This window comes from Streptomyces sp. NPDC006798 (assembly GCF_040635975.1).
In the GTDB taxonomy this organism is placed as follows: Bacteria; Actinomycetota; Actinomycetes; order Streptomycetales; family Streptomycetaceae; genus Streptomyces.
In genome coordinates this window covers 15,252-40,360 of record NZ_JBEYIS010000010.1, presented here as the reverse complement: position 1 = coordinate 40,360, position 25,109 = coordinate 15,252, and the positions used below count along the sequence as shown (strand labels likewise).

The following is a 25,109-nucleotide window of genomic DNA, read 5'->3' as shown; positions in this document are numbered from 1 at the left end:
CGCCAGTGACCCCCGCCGGACGGCGGGCCATGTGCCTCCTCTCGTGAGGCGGGTGGGTAGCGGACGCGGCTACGCGGCGGCCGAGCAGTCCCGGTCGATCCAGCGGTCCACGTCTGCGAGGCGGAAGCGCAGGTGCCCGCCGACCTTGCGGGCGGGGATGTTCAGCGGGCGGTGGTTGTTGTAGACCCACGCGGGCGTCACGCCCAGGTACTCGGCCAGCTCGGTGACGCTCATGAGACGGGCGCTCTCCAATGGATGTCCTCCTGTGTCGGCAACAGGGAGGCGCTCCTCCCCGGCCACCCATCCTCAGCTATCGGTCCAGTTCAGTCAAAGCCAGATGGGTCACATCTGGACTTGCCTGACGGGTAGAGGTTCCGTATGTTGCCGCCCATGACAGATGACTCGCCACGTGTAGGCATCACGACGACACAGCGCATTGGCCCCTGGGCCGTCACCATGTATCGCCCCATCGGATTCGCTGCCGGTGGGCCGCAAGAGATCCGCGTGAAACCGGCCGACGATGGCGACCCCCAAGAGATCGCTCGCGGGATCTCCTCCACCGTTCTCCGTCAGATCGTCACGGCGACCCCCGGGGAGTTGGCGCGGCAGGCGAGTGAAGAAGGCGCGCTGGATGACCTCTCCGCCACGCTGCGCCAGATGCCACGAGGGCTCTCGGATGAGTACCTGGCGTTCCTTTCCGCCGTCTACGTCCGCGTGGTGGAGGTCGGGAAGCGTGCCCCGATCCAGGACCTTGAGCAGGTCACGGGGACCAAGCAGGCGACGTTGAAGGGGCACCTTCGGGCGGCGCGGCAGCGCGGCTTCCTGACCAAGGTCGAAGGCAAGGCCGGGGGCCAGCTCACGGACAAGGCGGAGGAAGTGCTCAAGAGGGTTCAGCCCCCTGGCGGCACGGACGCCAAGAACGCCAACTGACCACGGCCGAGCAGGAAAGGTAGCTAGGTGACAAAGCGAGGCAACGGGCTCGGCGGGACTCCGGTGGAGATCCCGCGCAAGGGGAGGCCCAACACGTGGGGCGTGCGCACCCCGCTGCACCTCAACAAGGCGACCGGGAAGAAGGGGCGCTACTGGATCGGGCGCGAGTACAAGAACAAGACCGAGGCCGAACGGGCGCTGCGCAAGTGGCACAACGACCACGAGGCGGGCAAGGCTCCCGCCCGTTCGGACATGAAGCTGAGCGCGTGGCTCGACAAGTGGATGGGCACCCACCGGAAGGAGGGAACGACCATGGCCGGGTACGAGACCAAGATCCGGCTTCACATCAAGCCGCACATCGGAGACCTGAAGCTGTGCGAGGTGACGGATGACGCGCTGGATGATCTCTACCAGCTTCTGGAGACCCAACCGTGCCCGTCGAACCAGGGCAAGCCCCTCGGGGCCAAGAGCGTGCGGCACGTCCACAACATCCTGTCGGGCGCTCTCGGCGCGGCGGTGCCCAAACTGATACCGAGCAACCCGGCCGCGACCGCGCACCCACCGACTGCCCGACAGATCCGGGCGCAGGAGAACCGGTACCCGACGCTGGACGACGACCAGACCTCCCGCTTCCTGGCGGCGGTCTGGGAGCCGTGCGGCGGGCGGCGGTGCGGACCCCTGCACCACTGCCTTCGGGACGCGGTTCTCTGGACCACGATCGCCGTGACCGGCGTCCGGCGCAGCGAGGCTCTGGGGATGAAGTGGTCCCTGATCCGGTGGGACCAGTGCGCCATCGAACTGGAGTGGGTCGTGGTGGAGGAGGGGAACACCTTCCGGCTGCGGCGGCTCACCAAGGACGGCGACGACAACGCGGTGATCTACGTCGATCAGTCTCTGATGAGCGCGCTCAAGCGCCAGCGGGAGTACCAGCAGGCGGAGGCGGAGCGCCTTGGTACCGGCTGGAACGACCATGACTTGATCTTCGCCCGTGACGGTCACCGGCTTCGGAAGGAGAGTCGGGCGGGCGGAGCCCAGGACCCCGAGAAGGTGTCGGCCCGCTGGCGCAGGCTTCGCACACGCCTTCGCCTCCCGGAGGATTTCCGCATCCATGACCTACGTCATAGCCAGGTGACCAACGCTCTGGAGGCGGGGCAGAACCCCGTGGAGGTGTCCGCGAACGTCCGGCACCACTCGCCCGGCTACACGATGGCCCGGTACGGGCACAGCCGTAAGGACGGGGCCCGGAAGCTGGCCGCGAACAACGCCAGCCGGGTCGGGCTGGCCAAGCTGGTCTGACCACTGACCAGCAAAGATCGGGATGGGTTGGTCACGCAGTTGGCCACGCCGCCCCCTGAAAAGCAGAAAAACCCCAGGTGAACTGGGGTCTCTCTTGGTGCGCGAGGGGGGAGTTGAACCCCCACGCCCTTTCGGGCACTGGAACCTGAATCCAGCGCGTCTGCCTATTCCGCCACCCGCGCATTGGGTGTTGCCGCCGGGCTTTCCCGCCTTCCGGTGGTTTCGCCTGCCGACATCCAGAAGATTAGCACGCTGGAGAGGCTGGGTTCACATCCCTTTCGGCGGAGCGGGCAGCCGTGGAAGGAAGGGCCGCGCACCGACCGCCGGGCCGGTTCGGCGGGCCGTACGGCGACCTGGACGACCGGGGCGGCCGGGAAGCCCGGACGGAATCCGGGAACGCGTCCCGGGGAGAAACCCGGGAGAAGGCGGGCAACGGACGAGAGAGGACGGGAGGAGACCGGGGGACGGCATCCGGAGGGCCAAGCGGAAGGCTTCCCGGGAGCCCGGGACCGGCCCCGGGACGGCGGGGTCGCGCCCCGCTCCCGCCGGGTCCGCCCCGGGTGCGGGACACTGGCAGCGAGCCGCCTCTACGATCCGTGTGAGAGGTGACACTCATCGACGGGGCAGACAAGGGGAACCAGCCGATTTCCCGACGCGTGGATACGATCAGTAAGCAGTATGAGGACGGCAGCGCCGGAGGAGGTGCCCGATGGGAGTTCTGAAGCGTTTCGAGCAGCGTCTCGAAGGTCTGGTCAACGGCACCTTCGCCAAGGTGTTCAAGTCCGAGGTCCAGCCGGTCGAGATCGCCGGCGCGCTCCAGCGGGAGTGCGACAACAACGCGACGATCTGGAACCGCGACCGGACGGTCGTCCCCAATGACTTCATCGTCGAGCTGAGCACCCCCGACTTCGAGCGGCTGAGCCCGTACTCGGGCCAGCTCGGCGACGAGCTGGCGGGTCTCGTCCGGGACTACGCCAAGCAGCAGCGCTACACCTTCATGGGACCGATCAAGGTCCATCTGGAGAAGGCCGACGACCTCGACACCGGGCTGTACCGGGTCCGCAGCAGGACTCTGGCGTCGAGTACGTCACAGTCCCCGGAGCGCGGCGCGGGCCATCCGCCCCGCCCGGCCGGCGGCCCCTCGGGCGCCCCGCCCATGCCCGCGGCCCCGCCGCCCGGCGCCGGACGCCCCGGTCTCGCGGCCGTCGGCCCGGACCGCGGCGCCGGTGGCTCCGGCGGCCCCGGCCCCTTGCCCGGGGCCCAGGTCCGGCGCTGGATCGAGATCAACGGCACCCGCCACCAGATCTCCCGCCCGACCCTGGTGCTGGGTCGCAGCACCGAGGCCGATGTCCGGATCGACGACCCCGGCGTCTCCCGCCGGCACTGCGAGATCCGGACCGGAACGCCCCCGACGATCCAGGATCTCGGATCCACCAACGGCATCGTGGTGGACGGGCAGCACACCACCCGCGCTACGCTCCGCGACGGCTCGCGGATCGTCGTGGGCAGCACCACCATCGTTTACCGGCAAGCCGAAGGGTGAAGCGGGGGCAATGTCAGAGCTGACCCTGACGGTCATGCGGTTGGGTTTCCTGGCCGTTCTGTGGCTGTTCGTCATCGTGGCCGTCCAGGTCATCCGCAGTGACCTGTTCGGTACGCGGGTCACCCAGCGGGGATCGCGCCGGAACGCCGAGCCGCGCGCCCAGCAGCGGCAGGCCGCCGCGGCCCCGCCGCCGCAGCGCCAGCAGCAGCCACCGCCGCAGTCCGGCGGGCGCCAGCGGCGCGGCGCCCCGACCAAGCTGATCGTCACCGAGGGCACCCTCACGGGCACCACGGTGGCGCTCCAGGGCCAGACGATCGCCCTGGGCCGGGCGCACGACTCGACGATCGTGCTGGACGACGACTACGCGTCCAGCAGACATGCCAGGATCTATCCGGACCGTGACGGCCAGTGGATCGTGGAGGACCTCGGGTCCACCAACGGCACCTATCTCGACCGGACCCGGCTGACCACGCCGACCCCGATCCCGCTGGGCGCGCCGATCCGTATCGGCAAGACCGTCATCGAGCTGCGGAAGTAGACACGACCAATGACAGCGCGCGAGCGGAGCGAGCGAGCCGCGGTCCCCTCGGCGGACCGGGGCGGGCTCCCGACCGGAGGGTGGGCAGTGTGGCGAGAGACCGGCTGTACCCCGATCCAGGTTCACCGGGGCAGGTGCGTATGAGTCTGTCTCTGCGCTTCGCCGCCGGGTCCCACAAGGGCATGATCCGCGAGGGGAACGAGGACTCCGGCTACGCCGGGCCGCGGCTGCTCGCGATCGCCGACGGCATGGGCGGCCAGGCGGCCGGCGAGGTCGCCTCGTCCGAGGTCATCTCGTCGCTGGTCGGTCTGGACGACGACGTCCCCGGATCCGACATCATCACGGCCCTCGGTACCGCGGTCCAGCGCGCCAACGAGCAGCTGCGGCTGATGGTCGAGGAGGACCCCCAGCTCGAGGGCATGGGTACGACCCTGACCGCCCTGCTCTGGACCGGCCAGCGGCTCGGTCTGGTGCATGTCGGCGACTCCCGGGCCTATCTGCTGCGCGACGGGGTGCTCACCCAGATCACCCAGGACCACACCTGGGTCCAGCGGCTGGTCGACGAGGGCCGGATCACCGAGGAGGAGGCCACCACCCATCCGCAGCGCTCCTTGCTGATGCGCGCGCTGGGCAGCGGCGACCACGTCGAACCCGATCTGTCGATCCGCGAGGTCCGGGCCGGGGACCGCTATCTGGTCTGCTCCGACGGCCTGTCGGGGGTGGTGTCCCACCAGACGATGGAGGACACCCTCGCCAGCTACCAGGGCCCGCAGGAGACCGTCCAGAACCTGATCCAGCTCGCCCTGCGCGGCGGCGGCCCGGACAACATCACCTGCATCGTCGCCGATGTCTTCGACACCGACGCCAATGACGCGGCGGCGGGGCATCTCAGCGACATCCCGGTCGTCGTCGGCGCGGTCGCCGAGAACCAGTACCCGCTGAACGACGGCGGCGCGATGCAGACCCCGGCGGGGCGCGCGTCCGGTCTGGGCCGGCCCGCGCCGCAGCAGGGCGGCTTCGGCCCGCCCGGCAGCGGGGGTTACGCGGGCCGGACGCCCGACGGCTCCCAGGAGTCGTACGACGGCTTCGACGAGTACGACGACGACCTCGGCAAGCCGCGCTCCGCGGGCCGGGTCTGGTTCGGCCGGACCCTGATCGGCGTGCTGGCGCTGGCGGTCGTCGGCGGCGCGCTCTACGGCGGCCACCGCTGGACGCAGACCCAGTACTACATCGGTACGAAGGACGGCCATGTCGCCCTCTACCAGGGGATCGACCAGGACCTGGGCTGGGTGTCGCTCTCGAAGGTGAAGAAGGACCACCCCGAGATCGAACTCAAGTACCTGCCGCCGTACCAGCAGAAGCAGGTCGAGGGCGCCCTCCCCCAGGACAGTCTCGACCGGGCCCGGGCCAAGATCGAGGAGCTGTCGCTCCAGGCGGGCGCCTGCAAGAAGAACGAGGAGCGCAGGAAGGCGGCCGAGCGGGCCGCGTCGGCGACTCCGCCGCCCGCCGCCGAGAACGCCAAGGGCGACCAGAAAACCACCGACAAGCCGCCGACCACCGCTTCCCCCGCTCCGGGACCCACCCTCTCGGAGGAGGAGCAGAAGCTGGCCTCGAACTGCGGTAAGCAGTAACTCAGCCGTAGGGGGCCTTCTCGACCATGAGCGTTGTCACCAACACCACCACGATCGGCGCCATCGACGCACCGAGCCGCCGCAACACCGAGTTGATGCTGCTCGGCATCGCCGTGGCCATCGCGGTCTTCGCGTACGTCAATGTGGGCCTCGCCATCGACGGCAAGCTGCCCGCGGGCGTCTTCGGCTACACGGCGGGGATCACCCTGCTGGCGGCCGTGGCGCATCTGGTGGTGCGCAAGTTCGCCAAGTACGCCGACCCGCTGCTGCTGCCGCTGGCGGTGGTGCTCAACGGGCTCGGCCTGGTGATGATCTGGCGGCTCGACCAGTCCAAGCGGCTGATCCAGCGGGCCGAGAACTCCTGGGGCTCGTTCTCCCCGGACGCCCCCAAGCAGATGCTCTACTCGGCGATCGGCATCGCCCTCTTCGTCGGGGTGCTGCTACTGCTCAAGGACCACCGGATCCTCCAGCGGTACACGTATATCTCGATGGCGGCGGCGCTGGTCCTGCTGATGCTGCCGATGTTCTTCCCGGCCCGTAACGGTGCCCGGATCTGGATCAGCCTCGGTCCGGTCAACATCCAGCCCGGCGAGTTCGCGAAGATCATCATCGCGATCTTCTTCTCCGGCTATCTGATGGTGAAGCGGGACGCCCTGGCGCTGGCCAGCCGCCGGTTCCTCGGCCTCTATCTGCCGCGCGGCCGGGACCTCGGACCGATCCTCGTGGTCTGGGCGATGTCGATCCTGATCCTGGTCTTCGAGACCGACCTCGGTACGTCCCTGCTGTTCTTCGGGATGTTCGTGATCATGCTCTATGTGGCCACCGAGCGGACCAGCTGGATCGTCTTCGGTCTGCTGATGTCCGCGATCGGCGCGGTCGGCGTGGCCTCGGTCTCCCCGCACGTCGGGGCCCGGGTCGACGCCTGGCTCGATCCGTTCTCCTGCTACGAGACCAGCAACGCCTGTGAGCAGATCTCCAACGCGATCATGTCCTTCGGCGCGGGCGGCACCCTCGGTACCGGTCTCGGCCAGGGCAATTCGGATCTGATCGGCTTCGCCGCCAACTCCGACTTCATCCTCTCCACCGTCGGCGAGGAGTTCGGCCTGGCCGGGATGATGGCCTTCCTGATGCTCTACGGGCTGATCGTGGAGCGCGGCATCCGGACGGCGCTGGCCGCCCGTGACCCGTTCGGCAAGCTGCTGGCGATCGGTCTCTCCGGCGCCTTCGCGATCCAGGTGTTCGTGGTCGCGGGCGGTGTGATGGGCCTGATCCCGCTGACCGGTATGACGATGCCGTTCGTGGCGGCCGGTGGTTCCTCCGTGATCGCCAACTGGGCGCTGATCGCGATCCTGATCCGGATCAGCGACACGGCGCGCCGCCCGGCCCCCGCCCCCGCCCCCTCTTCCGACGCCGAGATGACCCAGGTGGTCCGCCCGTGAACAAGCCCCTGCGCCGGATCGCGATCTTCTGCGGACTGCTCGTCCTCGCCCTGCTCGTCCGGACGAACTGGCTCCAGTACGTCCAGGCGGACAATCTGAACACCCATGACAAGAACCGCCGGGTGCTGATCGAGCGGTACGCCAACGAGCGCGGCAACATCATCGTCGACGGCAAGCCGATCACCGGCTCGGTGAAGACGGACAGCGCCGACTTCGCGTACAAGCGGACCTATGTCAACGGTCCGATGTGGGCGCCGGTGACCGGCTACGCCTCCCAGGTGTACGGCGCCAACCAGCTGGAGAAGCTGGAGGACGGCATCCTCACCGGCAACTCGGACCAGCTCTTCTTCGACCGCACGATGGCGATGTTCACCGGCGACAAGAAGAAGGGCGGCAATGTCGTCACGACCCTGAGCGGGGCCGCGCAGAAGGCCGCGTTCGAGGGGCTCGGCTCCAAGAAGGGCGCGGTCGCCGCGGTCGAGCCCAAGACGGGCAAGATCCTGGCCCTCGCCTCCACCCCCTCGTACGACCCGGGCGCCTTCGCGGGCGGCCAGAAGAAGGACGAGAAGGCCTGGGCGACGCTCTCCTCGAAGGACAACAAGGAGAAGCCGATGCTGAACCGGGCGCTGCGGGAGGTCTACCCGCCCGGTTCCGTCTTCAAGGTGGTCACGGCGGCGGCGGCGCTGGAGCACGGCAAGGTCGAGGACATCAACGCCCCGACCGACACCGAGGAGCCGTACATCCTGCCCAACACCCGGACCCAGATGAAGAACATGGCGAACGGGTGCGAGAACGCCACGCTGAAGTTCGCCCTCCAGATCTCCTGCAACTCGGTCTTCGCCAAGCTCGGTGACAAGGTGGGCCGGGACGACATGGTGGAGACGGCGAAGAAGTTCGGCTTCAACGACGACGAGCTGGACACCCCGGTCCGGGCCGCGATGTCGCGGTACAACGACACCATGGACCGGCCGGGCAACGCGCTCTCCTCGATCGGCCAGTTCGACACCGCGACCACGCCGCTCCAGATGGCCATGGTCGCCGCGGCGATCGCCAACGACGGCAAGCTGATGAAGCCGTACATGGTGGACCAGTTGGTGGCGCCCAATCTCGATGTGATCTCCAAGACGAAGCCGCAGGAGATGAGCCGTCCCCTCTCGGCCGAGAACGCCCAGCTGGTGCGGGACATGATGGAGAACGTCGTGGAGAACGGCGGCGGCAAGAAGGCGGCGCTCGGCGGCGGGGTGAAGGTCGGCGGCAAGACCGGTACCGCCCAGCACGGCGAGAAGAACTCCAAGCGTCCGTACGCCTGGTTCATCTCCTACGCGATGACGGCCGACGGCTCCCCGGTCGCGGTCGCCGTGGTCGTCGAGGACAGCGGCGCCAGCCGTGAGGACATCTCCGGCGGCGGGCTCGCGGCGCCGATCGCCAAGGACGTGATGAAGGCGGTGCTGGACAGCAAGCGGTGACGTACCCGCTCCCCGGGCCCGAGTGCGGCGGGCCCGCGGGACGGCACGACGGGCCCGGAGTGGGACGGGCCCGGGACACGCCCCGCGGACCGGGGAACCGAGTGCCCGGTCCGGACCGTCTCATCCCCGTGGCCGGGCCCCGGCCATGATCACGGGTCCCGGCGGGCGGCCGTCCCGGTGACGCATCTCACGTCCGGCCCCGATACCTGCACATTGCGATACCGGTCGGGTATCAGGTGAAGGTCACGGGCCGATCGGGTGGTATGGGCCCGGTAGCGTATATCGAGCGGCTCACCCGCCGGATCGGACGCGGGTGCGGTGGCGGAGACGAGTGCAGTGGGGACTGACGGAGAGGGCTGGAACAGTATGGAGGAGCCGCGTCGCCTCGGCGGCCGGTACGAACTGGGCTCGGTGCTCGGCCGCGGTGGCATGGCGGAGGTCTACCTCGCCCACGACACCCGGCTCGGCCGCACCGTCGCCGTGAAGACGCTGCGGGCCGATCTGGCCCGTGATCCGTCTTTCCAGGCCCGGTTCCGCCGCGAGGCCCAATCCGCCGCGTCGCTCAACCATCCGGCGATCGTCGCCGTGTACGACACCGGCGAGGACTATGTCGACGGGGTCTCCATCCCGTACATCGTGATGGAGTACGTCGACGGCTCCACCCTCCGCGAGCTGCTGCACTCCGGGCGCAGACTGCTGCCCGAGCGCACCCTGGAGATGACCACCGGCATCCTCCAGGCGCTGGAGTACTCGCACCGGAACGGCATCGTCCACCGCGATATCAAGCCCGCGAACGTGATGCTGAACCGCGACGGCCAGGTCAAGGTGATGGACTTCGGCATCGCGCGCGCCATGGGCGACGCGGGGATGACGATGACTCAGACCGCCGCCGTCATCGGCACCGCGCAGTACCTCTCGCCGGAGCAGGCCAAGGGCGAGCAGGTCGACGCCCGGTCCGACCTCTACTCCACCGGCTGTCTGCTGTACGAGCTGCTGGCCGTGCGGCCCCCGTTCATCGGCGACTCGCCGGTGGCCGTGGCGTACCAGCACGTCCGGGAGGAGCCGCAGCCGCCGTCGGTCTTCGACCCCGAGATCACGCCCGAGATGGACGCCATCGTCCTGCGGGCTCTGGTCAAGGACCCCGACTACCGCTACCAGTCCGCCGACGAGATGCGGGCCGATATCGAGGCCTGCCTCGACGGCCAGCCGGTGGCGGCCACGGCGGCGCTCGGCGCGGCCGGTTACGGCGCCGGCGGCTACGGTCCGCAGGACCAGCCGACCACGGCGCTGCGGCAGGCCGATCCGGCCGCCGCCCAGACGTCGATGCTGCCGCCGATGAATCCGGACGACGGCGGCTACTCGGGCTACGACGACCGGCCGGACCGGCGCCGTCAGCAGAAGAAGTCGCATACGTCGACGATCCTGCTGGCGATCGCGGCCGTCCTGGTCCTGGTCGGCGCGATCCTGATCGGGCAGACGATCTTCAAGGGCAAGGAGAAGACGGCCCAGGTCGTCGTGCCGGTCCTGGTCGGTCAGACGATGAAGGAGGCGCAGCGGCTCGCGGACAACGCCGAGGTCAAGCTCTCCCAGTCCGGAACCGAACCGTGCGACAAGCCCGCGGGCACGATCTGCAGTCAGACGCCCGAGACCGGCAAGATGGACCAGGGCGACACGATCCAGGTCGTGGTCTCCGAGGGCGCGGCCAAGGTCGAGGTGCCCGATGTCACCGAGAAGTCCCGGGAGAACGCCGTCGAGGCGCTCGAACGGAAGGGCTTCGAGGTCGAGGTGAAGACCTCCGAGTCCAGTGATGTCGAGGCCGGCAAGGTGATCGAGCAGAAGCCCGACGGCAACTCGATGGCCGCCAAGGGGTCGACCGTCACGATCACCGTGGCGACCGAGGCTATGGCCTTCGTACCGCCGGTGGAGGGCCGTCAGCTCAGCCAGGGCGAGAACCAGCTCAAGAACGCCGGTTTCGACGTCTCGGTCGAGATGGTCGACTCGGAGAAGCCCGCGAACGAGATCATCGAGCAGACCCCGCGCGGCGGCACCAAGGCCGGTGAGGGTTCGACCATCAAGCTGAAGGTATCCAAGGGCCCGCAGCAGCAGACGCAGGCCCCGATGGTGATGGGCCAGACGCTGGCGCAGGCCAAGGCGACTCTGGAGCAGCTGGGGCTGCAGCTCGGCGAGATCAAGGGCCCGAAGGGCGAGAACGCCCGGATCATGCAGCAGAACCCGACGCCGGGTACGCCGATGAACCAGGGCGACGCGGTCAATGTCGAGACCCAGGAGTTCGGCGGCAATCCCGGTGGCAACGGCAACGGGAACGGCAGCGGTGACATAGGGGACTGGCTGAACGGCAGCGACTGACCGCCCGCCGGACGCCCGCCGCCCCGGAGCGGCGGAACGCGACGTTGGTACGGGGGAGGCCCCGGCGCCCTTCGGGGGTGCCGGGGCCTCCCCCGTACCGTCTCGTCTCCGGTCGTTCGCCGTTTCCGGCCTGTCCGCCGGTCCTGGTCCGGGGACGGGACGGGGACGGGTCCGTACGTCGGTACCGGCAGGCGGATTACCGCAGTTCGGCGGGTTTGGTGCGCTCCCGGTCGACCCGCTCCTCGCGCACCAGCTCGCCCCAGACGATGTAGCGGTAGTCGGAGGTGAAGACGGGGGTGCAGGTGGTGAGGGTGATGTACCGGCCCGGCTTGGTCTTCCCGGATTCCTTCGGAACCGGGTCCAGTACGTCCACGTTGTACTTGGAGGTCTTCGGCAGCGTCTTGTAGACCTTGTAGACGTACCAGACGTCCTTGGTCTCGAAGACGACCGGATCACCGTTCTTGATCTTGTGGATGTTGTGGAACTTGGCCCCGTGGCCGTCGCGGTGCGCGGCGAGGGTGAAGTTGCCCCGGGGCTGCCACGGCAGCGCCGACGCGATGGGCTCGGTGTAGTACCCGGCGATGCCGTCGTTGAGCTTCTTGGGGTCGGTCCCCCGCTTGACCAGCACCTCGCCGTTCTTCATCGCGGGTACGTGGAGGAAGCCGATGCCGTCCCGGGTGTCGAGGCCCGGCGGCGCGTTGTTGGCCTTCCAACCGTCGCGGACCTCGTCGCTCATCTTGGCCGCCGCCCGGTCGGCGAGGACGTTGGTCCACCAGAGCGAGTAGACGACGAAGAGGGCCAGCACCACGCCCGCGGTGATCAGCAGTTCACCGAGGACACTGATGACACCGGCGATCCGGCTGCGCGCACGTGACACTGCTGCACCTGTTCCCGTCTGGTTCCCCGGGGGCCGTGGATGGCTGCCCCCGGTCCGGGGCGGGGGCCGCCCGGTTCCGGTCCGGCCCTACCCTACGAGTGCGTCCGGTTTGCCCTTGCTGCGAGGTCGTTCCTCGACCATCGTGCCCCATACGATCATGCGATAGGTACTGGTGAACTCGGGCGTGCAGGTGGTGAGGGTGATGTACCGGCCCGGCTCGGTGAACCCCGAGCCGCGCGGTACCGGATCGAGCACCGCCACATTGGAGGGCGAGGTCTCGGGGAGGATGCTCGCCATCTCGTAGGTGTAGTAGGCGTCCCGGGTCTCGACCACGATCGGATCGCCGGGCTTCAGCCGGTTGATATAGCGGAACGGTTCGCCATGGGTGTTGCGGTGGCCCGCGACCCCGAAGTTGCCCTGCCGGTCGGAGGGCATCGCCGTCTTCAGGGAGCCCTCGGCGTAATGGCCCGCCATCCCCCGGTCGAGGACCTTCTTCTTGTCGATGCCCTCGGCGACCGGGACCACGACGTCCAGCTTGGGGATGTACATGATGGCGAAGCCCTCACCGGGCCGGAAGGCGCCGGGTCTGCGCTTCTCGTCCTTGAAGCTCTGCTCGATCCGGTCGCGTTCCTTGCCCGCCTCTATCCCGGCCCGGACATTGGTCCACCAGAGCTGGTAGGTGACGAAGAGGAGCATCACCACACCGCAGGTGATGAAGAGTTCGCCCATGGCGCGGCTGGCGATCACGGCCGGGCTGTCCTTGGCGGCCCGGGCCGCGCGACGGGCCTCGACCCGGGTCATCGGCCGGTCCCCGGCACCTCCGGCGGCCCCTCCCACGGTTCCGCTTCTGGTTCCGCTTCCGGTTCCGGTTCCGGTTCCGTCCGGGGTGCCCGCCGCACCCTTCGAGGGCCTACGGCCCCGGCCCCGGCCCTTCCTGGCGGCGGCAGCGGCGGCCCTGCGGCGCTCGGCCCGGCCGGGCCCGGCGGGAACCGGCGGCACGGACGACTCGGGACCGGCCGACGGGGCACCGGAGAAAGAAGGGCCGGACAAAGGAGGGCCGGGCGTCGGCGGGGCGGGCACCCCGGGGGCGGATGCCGTCGCCGGGCCGGGAGCCGCCGGGCGGCGTACCCCCGCGGGACCGGGGGCCGGTCCGTCGTCGCCGGGGTCGTCCCGGACGACCGGCATGACGGCGGTATCCGGCTGTTCGGGCCGCGGCCGGGTGCCCGCCGAGAACCACGGCGAGAGACCGTCGTCCCCCCGGCCCGGCTCCCGCCCGGTCACACCAGGGCCTTGCCCACCACCGGCGCCAGCCCGGCCGACCGGGCGACCGCCCCGGTGTCACCGCACCGCTCCAGCCAGTTGGCGAGCATCAGATGGCCGTGCTCGGTGAGGACCGACTCGGGGTGGAACTGGACGCCCTCCACCGGCAGTTCCCGGTGGCGCAGGCCCATGATGATGCCGTCCGCCGTCCAGGCGGTGACCTCCAGCTCCGCGGGGACCGTGGCGGGCTCGGCGGCCAGCGAGTGGTAGCGGGTGGCGGTGAACGGCGACGGCAGCCCGGCGAAGACGCCCTTGCCCTCGTGGCTGACGGGGGACGTCTTGCCGTGCAGCAGTTCGGGCGCCCGGTCGACGACCCCGCCGTACGCCACCGCCATCGACTGCATCCCCAGGCAGACGCCGAAGACGGGGACACCGGTCGCGGCGCAGTGGCGGACCATGTCGACACAGATCCCGGCCTGCTCGGGGGTGCCGGGGCCGGGCGACAGCAGTACGCCGTCGAAGCCGTCCTGGGCGTGCGAGAGGGCGACCTCGTCGTTCCGTACGACCTCGCACTCCGCGCCGAGCTGGTACAAGTACTGGACCAGGTTGAAGACGAAGCTGTCGTAGTTGTCGACGACCAGGACACGGGCGGGCCGGTGGTGCGATGCGTTCATCGGGCGATCCCCTCGGGTGCGGATCCCGTTCCGGTCCCGGTTCCGGTTCCGGTCCCAGTTCCGTCTACGGTCACGTCATTGAACGGAAGCAGCGGCTCCGCCCACGGGAAGACGTACTGGAACAGCAGGTAGACGACGCCGAGGGCCAGGACGAGCGAGAGAAGGGCACGCACCCACACGTTGCCCGGCAGATGCCGCCAGATCCAGCCGTACATGCCGTCCCTTTCGTTTCGGTACCGCACCAGGTTACGGGGCGGCGCGGGGCCGCGGGCCGGCTGCGTGAAGCTTCCGGTTTGCCGTGCGTCACAGCCGGACGGCGCCGGGCCGGACCCGCGTGGCCGGCCTGCGGATGCCGCCCCACTCCGGATCACACGTGGTCGGGGCGGGGTAGCGCCCGGGTTTTCCGAAAAGCGGCCTCGTGGGACCGGATTCGATCACCCGGCCACCGAACGGGATCGTTCGGCGGTACTAACGGACGGGCTTCGCGTAATGGAGATCCACCGGGCCCGAGTACCCCGGAAGATTCACGGTGTCGCGCTCGTCGACCTTCCAGCCGAGCCCGTACGCCTCGACGTACAGCTGGTAGTTCCGCAGCGCCGGGGAGCGGTCCAGGGCCTTCCGCAGCCGGTCCTGGTCCCCGACGGCGGTGATCTTGTACGGCGGCGAGTAGACCCGGCCCTGGAGGATCAGGGTGTTGCCGACGCACCGTACGGCGCTGGTGGAGATCAGCCGCTGGTCCATCACCTGGATACCCCGGGCGCCGCCCGCCCACAGGGCGTTGACCACGGCCTGGAGGTCCTGCTGGTGGATCACCAGGTCATTGGCGCCGGGCTCGGGATAGCCGGGGGCGGCCCTGGCGTCGGGCGGCGCGTCGTCGAGGGTGACGGTCAGTCCCCGGCCGGTCACCTTCTCGGTGCCGGACGCCCGCTTCAGCGCGCCGAGCCGGGCGTCCTCCTCACGGGTGTATCCGTCGTCGGCGCGGGCGAGCGCGTCGACCCGGCCGCGGAGCTTCGCGGTGGACTCGTCCAGCTCCCCGTTGCGGTCGCTCCGCTCCTGGATCAGGTCGGAGAGCTTCAGCAGGGAGTCGTCGGTCCGCAGGTTGGTGCCCCGGGCGGTGTTGAAGCTGGTGACGAAGATCAGCCCGGCGAGGGCGAAGACGGCGGCGGTCAGCGTCCGGAGCACGATCGTGCGGCCGTTGCCCATCACGTGATACCGCGGGACCGGCGGTAGATCGCGGCCGTCGTGCCGTTCGTCCACATTCCGGTCAGCCCCCTGTCCCCGCGCCCCTGCCCACCGGCAGAATTGCCCAGCGTACCCTTATCTCACCAGGCGCCTTGGAAGCACTACGCTAACGGACGCCCGGGGGAGGCAGTGGTACCCGTCGCTCCTCCCGGATCCGGCGCCAGCCACCGTTATCTGCGCGGTAACGCAGCGCATCGACAGGAGAGTCCCTCGTGCCGAAGTCACGTATCCGCAAGAAGGCCGACTACACGCCACCGGCGGGTAAGCAGGCGACGAGCATCAAGCTGACCAATCGCAGCTGGGTCGCGCCGGTGATGCTCGCGTTGTTCCTGATCGGTCTCGTCTGGATCGTCCTGTTCTACGTGACCGACGGCAGTCTGCCGGTCGAGAGCCTGAAGAACTGGAACATCGTGGTGGGCTTCGGCTTCATCGCCGGTGGCTTCGCGGTCTCCACCCAGTGGAAATGACCACCGGAGGGCGTCTCCGGGGTTTCCCGGAGTAGCCGTCGGCGCACCCTCCCCAGGGTTGTCCCCACCTTTGTCCACAGAGTTGTCCACAGTGGGGAAAAGGTCAGACGATCTGTGGATAACCTTCGGGATGTTGACGCCGGTGTGACTGCGTGAGCCGCCGTCCGCCATACCGGTGGTTCCCCGTACCCCTTGTCCCCGCTGGGCAGAGCCCGGCCGGGACAAGGGGTACGGGCTTTTACCACACCATGCACAAGATCCGGCACGTGCTGTGGACAACCGGGCAGTGGGCCGGGGAAAAACCCTGTTCAGCGCGGCCACGTCGGACAGATTTTCGGGCCGGACGACAGAGGCCCCGGGTTGACGCCCCGGGGCCCTTCACTGTCCGGCTCCGTCCGGATGCCGGTCCGCCGTCCGGATGCCGGTCCGCCGTCCGCCGGGGTCGCCGTCCGCGATCCCGGGCCCGGCACTCCGGGTCGGGTCAGGTCAGGTAAGCGGTCCTGGCGGCCAGGGCCACCACGAGCGCCAGCACCACCAGCGCCGCCGCTCCGAACTGCACCAGGTTCCGGTGCGCCCGGGGCGCGTAGACCATGGCGAGGGCGAGGATCCCGCCCGTCAGCAGTCCGCCCAGATGGGCCTGCCAGGAGATCTCACCGGGCCGGACCACCGTCAGCAGCACACTGATCGCGATGATCAGGCCGACCGGCCGCAGATCGAGGTTCATCCGCCGCAGCAGTACGGCGAAGGCGCCGACCAGTCCGAAGATCGCGCCGGAGGCGCCGATCGTGGCCTGGTTGGGCTCGCTCAGCAGATAGACGAAGACATCGCCGCCGAGCCCGGAGATCAGATAGAGCGCGAGAAAGCGGCTCCGGCCCAGCGCCGGTTCGACCATCCGGCCCAGAAACCACAGGGCCAGCAGGTTGAAGGCGATATGGGAGAGCTCCTGGTGGAGGAAGACCGAGGTCAGCAGGCGGTACCACTGGCCGTCCGCGAGCCCGACGACCTCCCCGAGGAGCGGGCTGTACGCCAACCCGATCAGGCTCGTCTCGTCGACGAAGCGGTCGCCGAGCGTCAGCACGGCGACGAAGACCGCCAGATTGATCCCGATCAGGATCTTGGTGACCAGGAAGGAGTCGGCCGCGATCGCGCCGCCCGCGATGGTCTTCGGCTGATTGGCCGCCGCGCCGTGCCCCGTACCGGAACCGGTTCTCACGCATTCGGGGCACTGGAAGCCCACGGAGGCGCTGATCATGCACTCCGGGCAGATCGGCCGCTCACAGCGGGTACAGCTGATGCCCGTCTCCCGGTCCGGATGGCGGTAACACCCGGGCAGGCCGTGCGCGCCGCGCGACTCCTGCGGTTGGCCTGGCGCCTGGTCCATGAAACTCCCACGTCCTTCACCGTCCGGCCGGGTCACGGCCGGTCTCCCGGCAGCCGCCCGGGATGCGTCGCCGAGCGGATACCCCGGTCGGGCGTCCGGCAACACACCGCCCCGTCCATCAGACGGATGGACGGGGCGGATTTGTTCCCGGAACCACGGCCCGGGTAGGGCCGGAACGCGATCGGCGCCCCTCGCGGGGGCCGGACCGGGGCCGGACCGGGGCCGGACCGGACCAGGGCCGGTCGGCCGGGCGGGTCTCAGCCCTCGCGGGTCTCGACCACGACGGACTCGATGACGACGTCCTTGACCGGACGGTCGGTGCGCGGGTTGGTGTCGGCGGTCGCGATCGCGTCCACGACCTTCCTGCCCGCCTCGGTGCTGACCTCGCCGAAGATCGTGTGCTTGCCGGTCAGCCAGGTGGTCGGGCCGACGGTGATGAAGAACTGCGAGCCGTTGGTGCCCGGGCCCGCGTTGGCCATGGCCAGCAGGTACGGCTTGGTGAAGGCCAGCTCGGGGTGGAACTCGTCGGCGAACTTGTAACCGGGGCCGCCGGTGCCGTTGCCCAGCGGGTCGCCGCCCTGGATCATGAAGCCCTCGATCACCCGGTGGAAGACCGTACCGTCGTACAGCCGGTCCGTGGTCTTCTGCCCGGTCTCGGGGTTGATCCACTCGCGCTCGCCCTGGGCCAGCTCGACGAAGTTCTTCACGGTCTTGGGCGCGTGGTTCGGCAGCAGCCGGATCTCGATGTCGCCGTGGTTGGTCTTCAGGGTGGCGTAAAGCTGCTCAGCCACGATCCTGCCTTCCGGTGGGTGCTGACGGTCATATCGGTCGGCCCCGATCCTCGCACGGATGGGCGGCGGGCACCGAAAACGGCCCGGAAATGCCATGGAACACCCCCGCCGGGGTACGGGCCCGGTGACCCGGATGCGCGTACCGCATGCCGAGGTCCCGGCCCGAAGGCATGATTTTTCCACGGACGGATAGGCGATACGACGTTATGTACTGAACCGGGATGTACGCGGGCTTTGCCCGGTGCGTTCCGGAACGCCACCGATGAGGAGGTTCCCGTGACCCGCTTGGAGAGCGTGCGCGCCGCGACCGACACGGCGAAGGAGAGCGTGCTGCACGCGGCGGAGGTGGTGGCGCCCTACGCGGACTCGGCCCGGGACCACGCCGCTCATTACGCGCAGGAGGCCCGGGTACGGATCGCGCCCCGGGTCTCCGGGGCGGCGCGGGCGACCGCCGCTCAGGCACGCCTTCAGTACGGCGCGCATGTCGCGCCGCATGTGCCGCCGAAGGTGGACGCGGCTGCGCACCGGGCGGCGTACCGGGCCCGGAAGGCGGCTCGTCAGGCGGCGGATTACGGCAAACCGCGGATCGAACACGCGGTGGCCGCGGCCCAGCCCATCGGCGAGGAGGCCGTGGTCAGGTCGAACGCCGCACTGGCCGCGCTGCGCGGCGGGGTGACGGCGGGCGAGATTCAGGGTCTGGTCAGGCGGCACGAACGGCGGGCCAGGGCCGGCCGGTTCGTCAGGGGCCTCGCGATCGTCGGCGGGACGGCGGTGGTGGCGTTCGTGGCGTGGAAGTGGTGGGACCGGCAGGCCAATCCCGACTGGCTGGTGGAGCCGCCGGAGGCGACGGAAATCCCCGACCCGGGCCGCGATCCGCTGTCGTCCGTCGACGGCAGTCCGGAGGCGCTGGATCCCGAGGTACGGGCGAAGCAGCACGAGGCCGATGCGGCCGACGCCGCAGGTGAGGCCGGCGAGACCGGTGAGACCGGTGAGGAGAACCGCGACGGCCGTGCCTGAGCGGTGTGCCGCCGCTCGGTGAGGTGACGCCGTGCGGCGGGATGGTCTCGTGGTGAGCGCCCGGCGGTTCGCCGGTGCCGTGGTCGTCTGCTCGGAGGCCGTCCGGGGTGTACGGGTCGTACGGCGGTCGTCGCCGTCGGCCGCCGGTGCGGTCGGTGCCGTCGGTGGCCCGGTGGGCGATCCGGCCGGTGGTCCGGTCCGGGTCGTCGGTCCGGTCCGGGCCGTCGGTCCGGTTCACCGGTCCTCGTGCGGACCGGGTGTGCTCCGGGCTCCGGTGGATCCCCGTACGCCGGTGTCCCTCCCGGCCTGACCGGTCGTCCCCAGCACGGTGCCGGTGGTCCGGTCGGTGGTCGGGTCCGCCGCCGTACCGCTGGTCGTCGGCACCATCGTCCGGCCGTTCGTACGGGCCGGTCGCGGCGGGCCGGGCGGATGCCCGTCACGGCGCTGCTGGTCCGTCTCGTACGGCTGCCGGAACGGCACGGACACGACGTCCGGCGTCTCATGCCGCCGTGGTGTACGAGGAGCGGGCGGCCGGGACGGCGGTACGACCGGCCGGCACGGCACCCGGTTCGGCCGGGGCGCCCCCGGCCGCGGTGCTTTCCGCCGGTGTGCCGCCCGTGGCGACGCCGGACGTGCTCCGTTCCGTACGGTCCGCCCGGTTCGCGTCCGCGGCCCGGCCGTGCGCGGCGGCCTCCTGGTCGGACTGATCGGACTGATCGGACGCGGTGGCCGAGGCGGGCGCGGCATCGGTGTCGTACAGCGGGATCCTGCGGACCGAGGGCGACGAGCCATGGGCCTCGGCACCGATGCGCTGCTTGATCGTCGGCGGTAGCGACCTCTCGCGCGGCCCGGTGTGCAGCCGGGCCGTCTGGGCCGGGATCAGTGCCGACATCAGCGACCGTACGGACCGGCCGCGCTCATGGTCCCTGATCAGACCCCTGAGCCGGTCGGGCACCCGGTCCCGCCACCGTTCGCGGTCCTGTGCCCGCTCCGACGTCCGGCCGCTGTCAGGACGGCTACCGTCCTGACGGCCGCCGTCCGCCTGGCGCGGCATCTCCGCCGTCCGCGCCGGGGATCCGCCGGGCGGTGAGCCCTGACCGGCCGCCGTGGCACCGGCCCCGGCGGGCGACTCCGCGCCGCGGGCGGGCGGGACCGCCTCGCCGGAGACTCCCCCGGCGGCTCGTGCCGTCCCCGCCGAAGCGGTGGAGAACCCCAGTGACGCCATCAGCGCCACAAGCGCCGCGACGAGCGCGGCCCACACATTTCTGACCTGCTGGACTGCCATGACCCCTCACATTCGAGTTGGGCGATCTACATACCTTTCTCATGATCTGTATGGATCCCGAGTTGCGAAGGAGCGACGCCGTTGCTAAGAGGTTCTTCCGATGAACACCACCCGGTCGGCCCATTCCGGGTGGCGGGGACGGTACGGGCGTCGTACGGTGCGCCCGTTCCGGCCGGTTCGCGCGATCGGTGGCCGGACGGCCTCCGCCGGGTGCCGCCGTACTTCTCCGGCCTCCTCCGACGGCCCAGTACCGGCCCGGGAGAATCCGTGCCGCCGGATTTCCCCGGTCCCGTCACATCGGAGGGTCCCGGCGGGTCATCCCGGTGAGACCGATGACGGAGGAAAGCCACCCATGAACGACCACACGCCCGACGCGCGGCCCGGCGGACACCCCGGCGGCCAGGACCGGGCCGAGCCCGGCGACGAGCTGCTGGCCGCGTTCTTCGAGGAGCACCGGGGGCGGCTGCACGCGGTCGCCTATCGCATGCTGGGCTCGGCGGCCGAGGCGGACGACGCCGTTCAGGAGTCCTGGCTGCGGGTCAGCCGGGCCGGTACGGACGGGGTGGAGAATCCGGGCGGCTGGCTGACCACGATCGTCAGCCGGGTCTGTCTGAACATGCTCCGCTCCCGTACCCAGCGGCGGGAGGACCCGCTGGACATCCGGCTGCCGGAGCCGGTGATCGCCAAGCCGGAGGGTGAGAACCCGGAGTACCAGGCGGTGCTGGCGGACTCGGTGGGGCTGGCGATGCTGATCGTCCTGGAGACCCTGTCACCGGCCGAGCGGCTGGCGTTCGTGCTGCACGATCTGTTCGCGATGCCGTTCGAGGAGATCGCGCCGATCGTGGACCGTACCCCCGCCGCGACCCGGCAGCTCGCCAGCCGGGCCCGGCGCCGGGTCCAGGGGACCCCGGTCCCGGACGCCGACATCACCCGGCAGCGGAAGGTCGTGGACGCGTTCCGCGCGGCGGCCCGCGACGGGGACTTCGAGGGGCTGATCGCGGTACTCGACCCGGAGGTGGTCGTCCGCTCCGACACCGGCGGACCGGGACCGGTCCAGGTCTCCCGGGGTGTGGAGCAGGTGGCCCGGAACGCGATCACCTACTCGCGGCTCGCCGCCTCCGTCCGTCCGGCGCTCGTCAACGGCATGGCGGGCTTTGTCTCCCTGGGGGCCGACGGCTCGCCGTACTCGGTCCTGGCCTTCACGATCCACGAGGGGCGGATCGTCGAGATCGACGCCCTGGGCGGCGACCGGCTCCGCAGCCTCGACCTGGCCGTACTCGACGACTGAGCCCGGCCCGGGCCTGTCGCCGAACCACCGGGCCCGCCGTCCGCCGCCGCCGGGCGGTGTTTCACGTGGAACGTTCCACGTGAAACACCGCTCAGTGGATGAAGCTGTAGCTCTTCCAGGGTCCGGCCCCGGGGGCGACCACATCGGAGGTCATGGTCGCCACATAGATCGATCCGCCGGAGCAGTCGTCCGTGGGGTAGGCGAGCAGATCGACCAGCGTGTCATTGGTCAGGGCGACCGCGCCCGGCGACCCGAACCGGTGGCAGCCCTTCACCGGAGGACTGTTCACCAGGACATGGTCCTTCTTCTCGGTGTCGTAGAAGACGGGACCGACGGAGGTCCGGCCGAGGCCCGAGCAGCCGCCGAGGACCAGGGTCAGCAGCCCGGCCCCCACGGCGACGGCACCCCGGCGACCACGGTTCGCCGGCCGGGGCCGACGGCGATCAACAGCCATAACCAGTCCTCGTCCCTGTCCCTGCCTGCCTGCCTGCCTGCCTTGTTCCTACGGGTCGCCGCACCGGTTCCGCCACGGCACGAACGGCGGAAAGCGGCGGGAGATCCGCTTATGCGCCACCCTGCCGCCCCGCCCCCGTTCCGGCATCCGGGGTGCGTCCGCCCGGGCTACCCGCCCGGCGGTCCGGTCCGTCCACCGCTCCGACCGCCGGGGCGTCGACCGCTCCGACCGCCCGGGCCTCCGCCCGGCGGCGGCCCCGGGCGATCAGTACGGTCAGCAGCGCCCCGCCGACCAGGATCCCGGCCGCCGCCCAGAGCGCCGTCGTATAGCCGTGGACCGTCCCCGCCCGGACCGCCCCGGGGCCGTGCTCCCGCAGATACGAGGCGGTGGCCCCGGCCGCGATGGAGTTCAGCAGCGCCGTCCCGAACGCGGCACCCATCTGCTGCACCGTGTTGTACGCGGCCGAGGCCACCCCGGCCTCGGCCGGGGCCAGTCCGGCGGTCGCCCGTTCGGTCGCCACCGCGAGCAGACAGCCGAGCCCGAGACCGGTCAGCACCATCGCGGGCGCGAGGAAACCCACCAGGACCTGAGAGCTGTCGGCGGTGACCCGGGTGAGGACGAGCATCCCGGCCGCCGCGGCGAGCAGACTGCCCGTGATCAGTACATCGGGTCCGGTCCGGCCCCGGGCCCGCTGGGCGACCACCATCGCGCCGACCGTGGTGGCCAGGGCGTTGATCAGCAGGGTGAGCCCGGCCTCCACCGGTGAGTAGCCGAGGATCATCTGGGTGTAGTAGCTCAGGAAGAGATAGAACCCGAACATCGCGATATACATCGCCAGTACGGCGACGAACGCCCCGCCCCGGACCCGGTCGGCCAGGATCCGCAACGGCAGCAGCGGACTTCCCGACCGGGCCTCCACCAGGACGAAGAGGCCCAGCAGCAGCGCGCCGAGCAGTAGCAGACCGAGCACACCGGGGTCGCTCCAGCCATGTGGCTCGGCCTCGGTGAAGCCATGGACCAGAACGCCGAGTCCGGCGGTGCTCAGCAGCACCCCGGGCAGATCGAGGCCGTGCGGTACGCCACCGGGCCGGTCGCGCGGGATCAGCACCGTCCCGGCGAGGGTCACCAGGGCCATCGGGACGTTGATGTAGAGGCACCAGCGCCAGTCCGCGTACTCGGTGAGCAGTCCGCCCGCGACCAGTCCGAGCGCCGCTCCGGCCGCGCCGACCCCGGCGAAGACCCCGAAGGCGCGGCCCCGTTCGCGGCCGTCCGGGAAGGTGAGGATCACCAGCGACAGCGCCGCCGGGGCCAGCAGCGCCGCGAAGACGCCCTGTCCGGCCCGGGCCGCGAAGAGGGCGGCCGCGTTTCCGGCCGCCCCGCCCGCCACCGACGCCGCGGCGAACCCCACCAGCCCCACCGCGAAGGCCCTGCGGTGCCCGATCGCCCCGGCGATCCGCCCGCCGAGCAGCAGCAGCCCGCCGAGGGCGAGGGCATAGGCGGTGATCACCCAGTGCCGTTCGGCGTCACCGATACCCAGCTCGGCCTGGGCGGACGGCAGGGCGATATTCACGATCGTCACATCGAGGACGACCATGAGCTGCGCCAGGCTCACCACCCCCAGGGCCCACCACCGGGTACGCGTCCCGTCCGCCCCCGCGCCCGTACCGATCTGTTTCCGCATGGCCGTCCACCCCGCCTGGAACATTGATCGATGCACTGGAACATCGATCCGGAGCCGGTGACGCTACCCCTCCCCGCGCACCGGTCCCCGGCGCCGGACGGCATCATCAGGCCAGCCCTTATCTGGGGATGAACCCTGTGAAAAGCCATGCCTCCGAGGCCGGTCGGCCGGGCCGGGGCGCCCGGTGGTCCGGGGGAGGCCGGTCAGCCCCGGCGGGGTGCGGCAGGAACCGGTCGGCGGCGGCCGCTTCCACCGCCGTACGGCCGTAGAGCAGTGGGAAGGGGTCTCCGGCGGCCCAGCGCCGATGCGGATCGGCATGGTGCGGACCGCGGCGGTCACCGGACCGGCCCGGGGCGTCGAGGGCGCGGGAGGCGTCCCAGGAGCCGACGTCCGGCACCATGCCGAGGGTCGCGCCGCCCGCCTCGGCGAAGCAGCCGGGGAAGTAGCGGGAGATCTTCGGCGTGTGGTGCGTACCGCCGCGCGGTATCGGCCCCAGGGCGGCGCCGGAGACCGGGTCGAAGAAGGTGTGGGTAGGCAGATCGCCCCAGCGCCAGGCGGCCGGATCCGGTCCCAGCCGGCCAGCGGCGGCTTACCTCACGGGCGGCCGTCAGTCGGGAATGTGCGGGTCGTTCACCGAGCGGGCAGCCGCAGCGCGGACAGCGGGTGCCGGGCACGGTTCACTCCTCGGGGTGCTGCCCCGGTCGCTCCGCGGCCGTCGAACCTTCCGGAATCTTCGCCGGGACGGGAGAACGACGTCGTCCGTCGCCGTTCGAAGGGACGACACAGAAGGGCTCCACCACCCCGTCGGCCGTGATGTCGGCCGGGAGGGCGGCGGGCACCTGGACGTCCCGGAGGTTGCCCGGGTGCGCGGCGAGGCCGGCGCCGGGGATGGCGGCCCACTGGGCAGGGGCGGTCCGGACATCGGCCCGAGCCGTGGTGTTACTCATCGTTCTCCGACTTTCCGGTGAGAGCTCCCGCCGGACCGGCCGGCCCGGCGGGAGCCGTTCGGGGGGTTGCCCTCCCCCTCCGAGAGAGAACCCGCCGGTGGCACCCCTGCCCTGGTGACCAGCCGGACGGTGTCCGCACGTGAGTTCGACATAGGTGCCGCAACCGGTCAATGCCCAAGCGCGAGTCCGGTCTGCTTCGTCTCAGTACCAGTCCATCATCCATCTACGCGGCTCAGCGGGCGGGAACTCACCTCTGCCTCCCACCTGGACCGACCCGGGTCCATCCCGGCGCGCACCGGGCTCGCGCCCGAGTCATGCGACGAGTCCCGCTTTACCGTTCTTATGAGCCATTGATGCTTTGTTCGATATACGGGTCACATTCGACCGTGGTGCACTGGCTCCCGCGTCACCCGGCCCCGCTCGTGCCCGGCCGGTCCCTCGCCGCCCCAGGGCGGCCAGTTCGTCGTGCTTCTCGGTTCATCCTGCACCTTCGTCCTGCCCTTATGCCCCCGTGCGCGGGGGTACGGGTGTGCAC

General features: G+C 70.4%; 24 protein-coding genes, 1 tRNA gene and 1 pseudogene. 11 read left to right on the top strand and 15 right to left on the bottom strand.

The window, feature by feature from the left end; translation table 11 throughout:
* Nucleotides 1-69: 69 nt before the first annotated feature.
* Nucleotides 70-252 (bottom strand): helix-turn-helix domain-containing protein, encoded by a 183-nt coding sequence (locus ABZ714_RS08970; protein WP_358824480.1) that lies wholly within the window; start codon nt 250-252, stop codon nt 70-72.
* A 138-nt stretch (nt 253-390) separates the two neighbouring features.
* On the opposite strand from ABZ714_RS08970, the gene ABZ714_RS08965 reads away from it, so the two are divergent.
* Together ABZ714_RS08965 and ABZ714_RS08960 are read left to right on the top strand one after the other, a co-directional pair.
* Nucleotides 391-930 (top strand): hypothetical protein, encoded by a 540-nt coding sequence (locus ABZ714_RS08965; RefSeq protein ID WP_358824479.1) that lies wholly within the window; start codon nt 391-393, stop codon nt 928-930.
* Nucleotides 931-957: 27 nt separating this feature from the next.
* Nucleotides 958-2,226 (top strand): tyrosine-type recombinase/integrase, encoded by a 1,269-nt coding sequence (locus tag ABZ714_RS08960; RefSeq protein ID WP_358824478.1) that lies wholly within the window; start codon nt 958-960, stop codon nt 2,224-2,226.
* 95 nt (nt 2,227-2,321) lie between these two features.
* On the opposite strand, the gene ABZ714_RS08955 is transcribed toward ABZ714_RS08960, so the two are convergent.
* Nucleotides 2,322-2,408 (bottom strand) — tRNA-Leu (locus ABZ714_RS08955).
* 527 nt (nt 2,409-2,935) lie between these two features.
* Between ABZ714_RS08955 and ABZ714_RS08950 the strand changes: the two genes are divergently transcribed.
* The 6 genes from ABZ714_RS08950 to pknB all read left to right on the top strand — a co-directional run bounded on the left by ABZ714_RS08950 (nt 2,936) and on the right by pknB (nt 11,210).
* Nucleotides 2,936-3,769 carry a DUF3662 and FHA domain-containing protein gene (locus tag ABZ714_RS08950; protein WP_358824477.1) on the top strand — a complete coding sequence of 278 codons (834 nt, stop codon included), beginning with the start codon at nt 2,936-2,938 and terminating at the stop codon, nt 3,767-3,769.
* Between the two features lie 10 nt (nt 3,770-3,779).
* Entirely contained in the window at nt 3,780-4,307 is a 528-nt protein-coding gene (locus ABZ714_RS08945) for an FHA domain-containing protein (protein WP_358824476.1), read from the top strand.
* Nucleotides 4,308-4,447: 140 nt separating this feature from the next.
* Nucleotides 4,448-5,938, top strand: a complete 1,491-nt coding sequence (locus ABZ714_RS08940) for a PP2C family serine/threonine-protein phosphatase (RefSeq protein WP_358824475.1) — start codon at nt 4,448-4,450, stop codon at nt 5,936-5,938.
* Between the two features lie 26 nt (nt 5,939-5,964).
* Entirely contained in the window at nt 5,965-7,377 is a 1,413-nt protein-coding gene (locus tag ABZ714_RS08935) for an FtsW/RodA/SpoVE family cell cycle protein (RefSeq protein WP_358824474.1), read from the top strand.
* Nucleotides 7,374-8,843: a penicillin-binding transpeptidase domain-containing protein gene (locus tag ABZ714_RS08930; RefSeq protein ID WP_358824473.1), complete on the top strand. Its 1,470-nt coding sequence runs from the start codon at nt 7,374-7,376 to the stop codon at nt 8,841-8,843. The genes ABZ714_RS08935 and ABZ714_RS08930 overlap by 4 nt, the downstream gene beginning before the upstream one ends.
* Before the next feature lie 366 nt (nt 8,844-9,209).
* Nucleotides 9,210-11,210: a Stk1 family PASTA domain-containing Ser/Thr kinase gene (gene pknB, locus ABZ714_RS08925; RefSeq protein ID WP_358824607.1), complete on the top strand. Its 2,001-nt coding sequence runs from the start codon at nt 9,210-9,212 to the stop codon at nt 11,208-11,210.
* A 196-nt stretch (nt 11,211-11,406) separates the two neighbouring features.
* Here pknB and ABZ714_RS08920 read toward each other — a convergent pair whose 3' ends face one another.
* The 5 genes from ABZ714_RS08920 to ABZ714_RS08900 form a co-directional block, all read right to left on the bottom strand.
* On the bottom strand, nt 11,407-12,087 hold the full coding sequence (locus ABZ714_RS08920; RefSeq protein ID WP_358824472.1) for a class E sortase: 681 nt from the start codon (nt 12,085-12,087) through the stop codon (nt 11,407-11,409).
* Nucleotides 12,088-12,174: 87 nt separating this feature from the next.
* The gene (locus ABZ714_RS08915) at nt 12,175-13,368 is read right to left on the bottom strand and encodes a class E sortase (protein ID WP_358824471.1); all 1,194 of its coding nucleotides are present in this window, start codon (nt 13,366-13,368) and stop codon (nt 12,175-12,177) included.
* Complete coding sequence (locus ABZ714_RS08910; protein ID WP_358824470.1) at nt 13,365-14,021, bottom strand: aminodeoxychorismate/anthranilate synthase component II; 657 nt, start codon at nt 14,019-14,021, stop codon at nt 13,365-13,367. Before ABZ714_RS08910 ends, ABZ714_RS08915 begins: the two co-directional genes overlap by 4 nt.
* Nucleotides 14,018-14,236, bottom strand: a complete 219-nt coding sequence (locus ABZ714_RS08905; protein WP_358824469.1) for a hypothetical protein — start codon at nt 14,234-14,236, stop codon at nt 14,018-14,020. Before ABZ714_RS08905 ends, ABZ714_RS08910 begins: the two co-directional genes overlap by 4 nt.
* A gap of 253 nt (nt 14,237-14,489) precedes the next feature.
* The gene (locus ABZ714_RS08900) at nt 14,490-15,224 is read right to left on the bottom strand and encodes a DUF881 domain-containing protein (protein ID WP_358824468.1); all 735 of its coding nucleotides are present in this window, start codon (nt 15,222-15,224) and stop codon (nt 14,490-14,492) included.
* Nucleotides 15,225-15,475: 251 nt separating this feature from the next.
* On the opposite strand from ABZ714_RS08900, the gene crgA reads away from it, so the two are divergent.
* Nucleotides 15,476-15,730: a cell division protein CrgA gene (gene crgA / locus ABZ714_RS08895; protein WP_358824467.1), complete on the top strand. Its 255-nt coding sequence runs from the start codon at nt 15,476-15,478 to the stop codon at nt 15,728-15,730.
* 481 nt (nt 15,731-16,211) lie between these two features.
* On the opposite strand, the gene ABZ714_RS08890 is transcribed toward crgA, so the two are convergent.
* Nucleotides 16,212-17,111: a rhomboid family intramembrane serine protease gene (locus ABZ714_RS08890; RefSeq protein WP_358824466.1), complete on the bottom strand. Its 900-nt coding sequence runs from the start codon at nt 17,109-17,111 to the stop codon at nt 16,212-16,214.
* A gap of 257 nt (nt 17,112-17,368) precedes the next feature.
* Nucleotides 17,369-17,902, bottom strand: a complete 534-nt coding sequence (locus ABZ714_RS08885) for a peptidylprolyl isomerase (RefSeq protein ID WP_358824465.1) — start codon at nt 17,900-17,902, stop codon at nt 17,369-17,371.
* A 276-nt stretch (nt 17,903-18,178) separates the two neighbouring features.
* Between ABZ714_RS08885 and ABZ714_RS08880 the strand changes: the two genes are divergently transcribed.
* Nucleotides 18,179-18,919 (top strand): DUF5324 family protein, encoded by a 741-nt coding sequence (locus ABZ714_RS08880; protein WP_358824464.1) that lies wholly within the window; start codon nt 18,179-18,181, stop codon nt 18,917-18,919.
* A gap of 234 nt (nt 18,920-19,153) precedes the next feature.
* Here ABZ714_RS08880 and ABZ714_RS08875 read toward each other — a convergent pair whose 3' ends face one another.
* Nucleotides 19,154-19,405 (bottom strand): hypothetical protein, encoded by a 252-nt coding sequence (locus tag ABZ714_RS08875; RefSeq protein WP_358824463.1) that lies wholly within the window; start codon nt 19,403-19,405, stop codon nt 19,154-19,156.
* A gap of 271 nt (nt 19,406-19,676) precedes the next feature.
* Nucleotides 19,677-19,766: pseudogene (locus tag ABZ714_RS08870) on the bottom strand (DUF6344 domain-containing protein); the annotation flags it as partial.
* Nucleotides 19,767-20,556: 790 nt separating this feature from the next.
* Between ABZ714_RS08870 and ABZ714_RS08865 the strand changes: the two are divergent.
* A complete protein-coding gene (locus ABZ714_RS08865; RefSeq protein WP_358824462.1) occupies nt 20,557-21,492 on the top strand; it encodes a sigma-70 family RNA polymerase sigma factor in 936 nt (311 codons plus the stop codon).
* 91 nt (nt 21,493-21,583) lie between these two features.
* Here ABZ714_RS08865 and ABZ714_RS08860 read toward each other — a convergent pair whose 3' ends face one another.
* From ABZ714_RS08860 to ABZ714_RS08845, 4 genes are all read right to left on the bottom strand, one after another.
* Entirely contained in the window at nt 21,584-21,946 is a 363-nt protein-coding gene (locus ABZ714_RS08860) for a hypothetical protein (RefSeq protein WP_358824461.1), read from the bottom strand.
* A gap of 109 nt (nt 21,947-22,055) precedes the next feature.
* The gene (locus ABZ714_RS08855; protein ID WP_358824460.1) at nt 22,056-23,627 is read right to left on the bottom strand and encodes an MFS transporter; all 1,572 of its coding nucleotides are present in this window, start codon (nt 23,625-23,627) and stop codon (nt 22,056-22,058) included.
* A 118-nt stretch (nt 23,628-23,745) separates the two neighbouring features.
* Entirely contained in the window at nt 23,746-24,201 is a 456-nt protein-coding gene (locus ABZ714_RS08850; protein ID WP_358824606.1) for a penicillin acylase family protein, read from the bottom strand.
* Nucleotides 24,202-24,304: 103 nt separating this feature from the next.
* The gene (locus ABZ714_RS08845) at nt 24,305-24,574 is read right to left on the bottom strand and encodes a hypothetical protein (RefSeq protein ID WP_358824459.1); all 270 of its coding nucleotides are present in this window, start codon (nt 24,572-24,574) and stop codon (nt 24,305-24,307) included.
* Between the last annotated feature and the right edge of the window lie 535 nt (nt 24,575-25,109).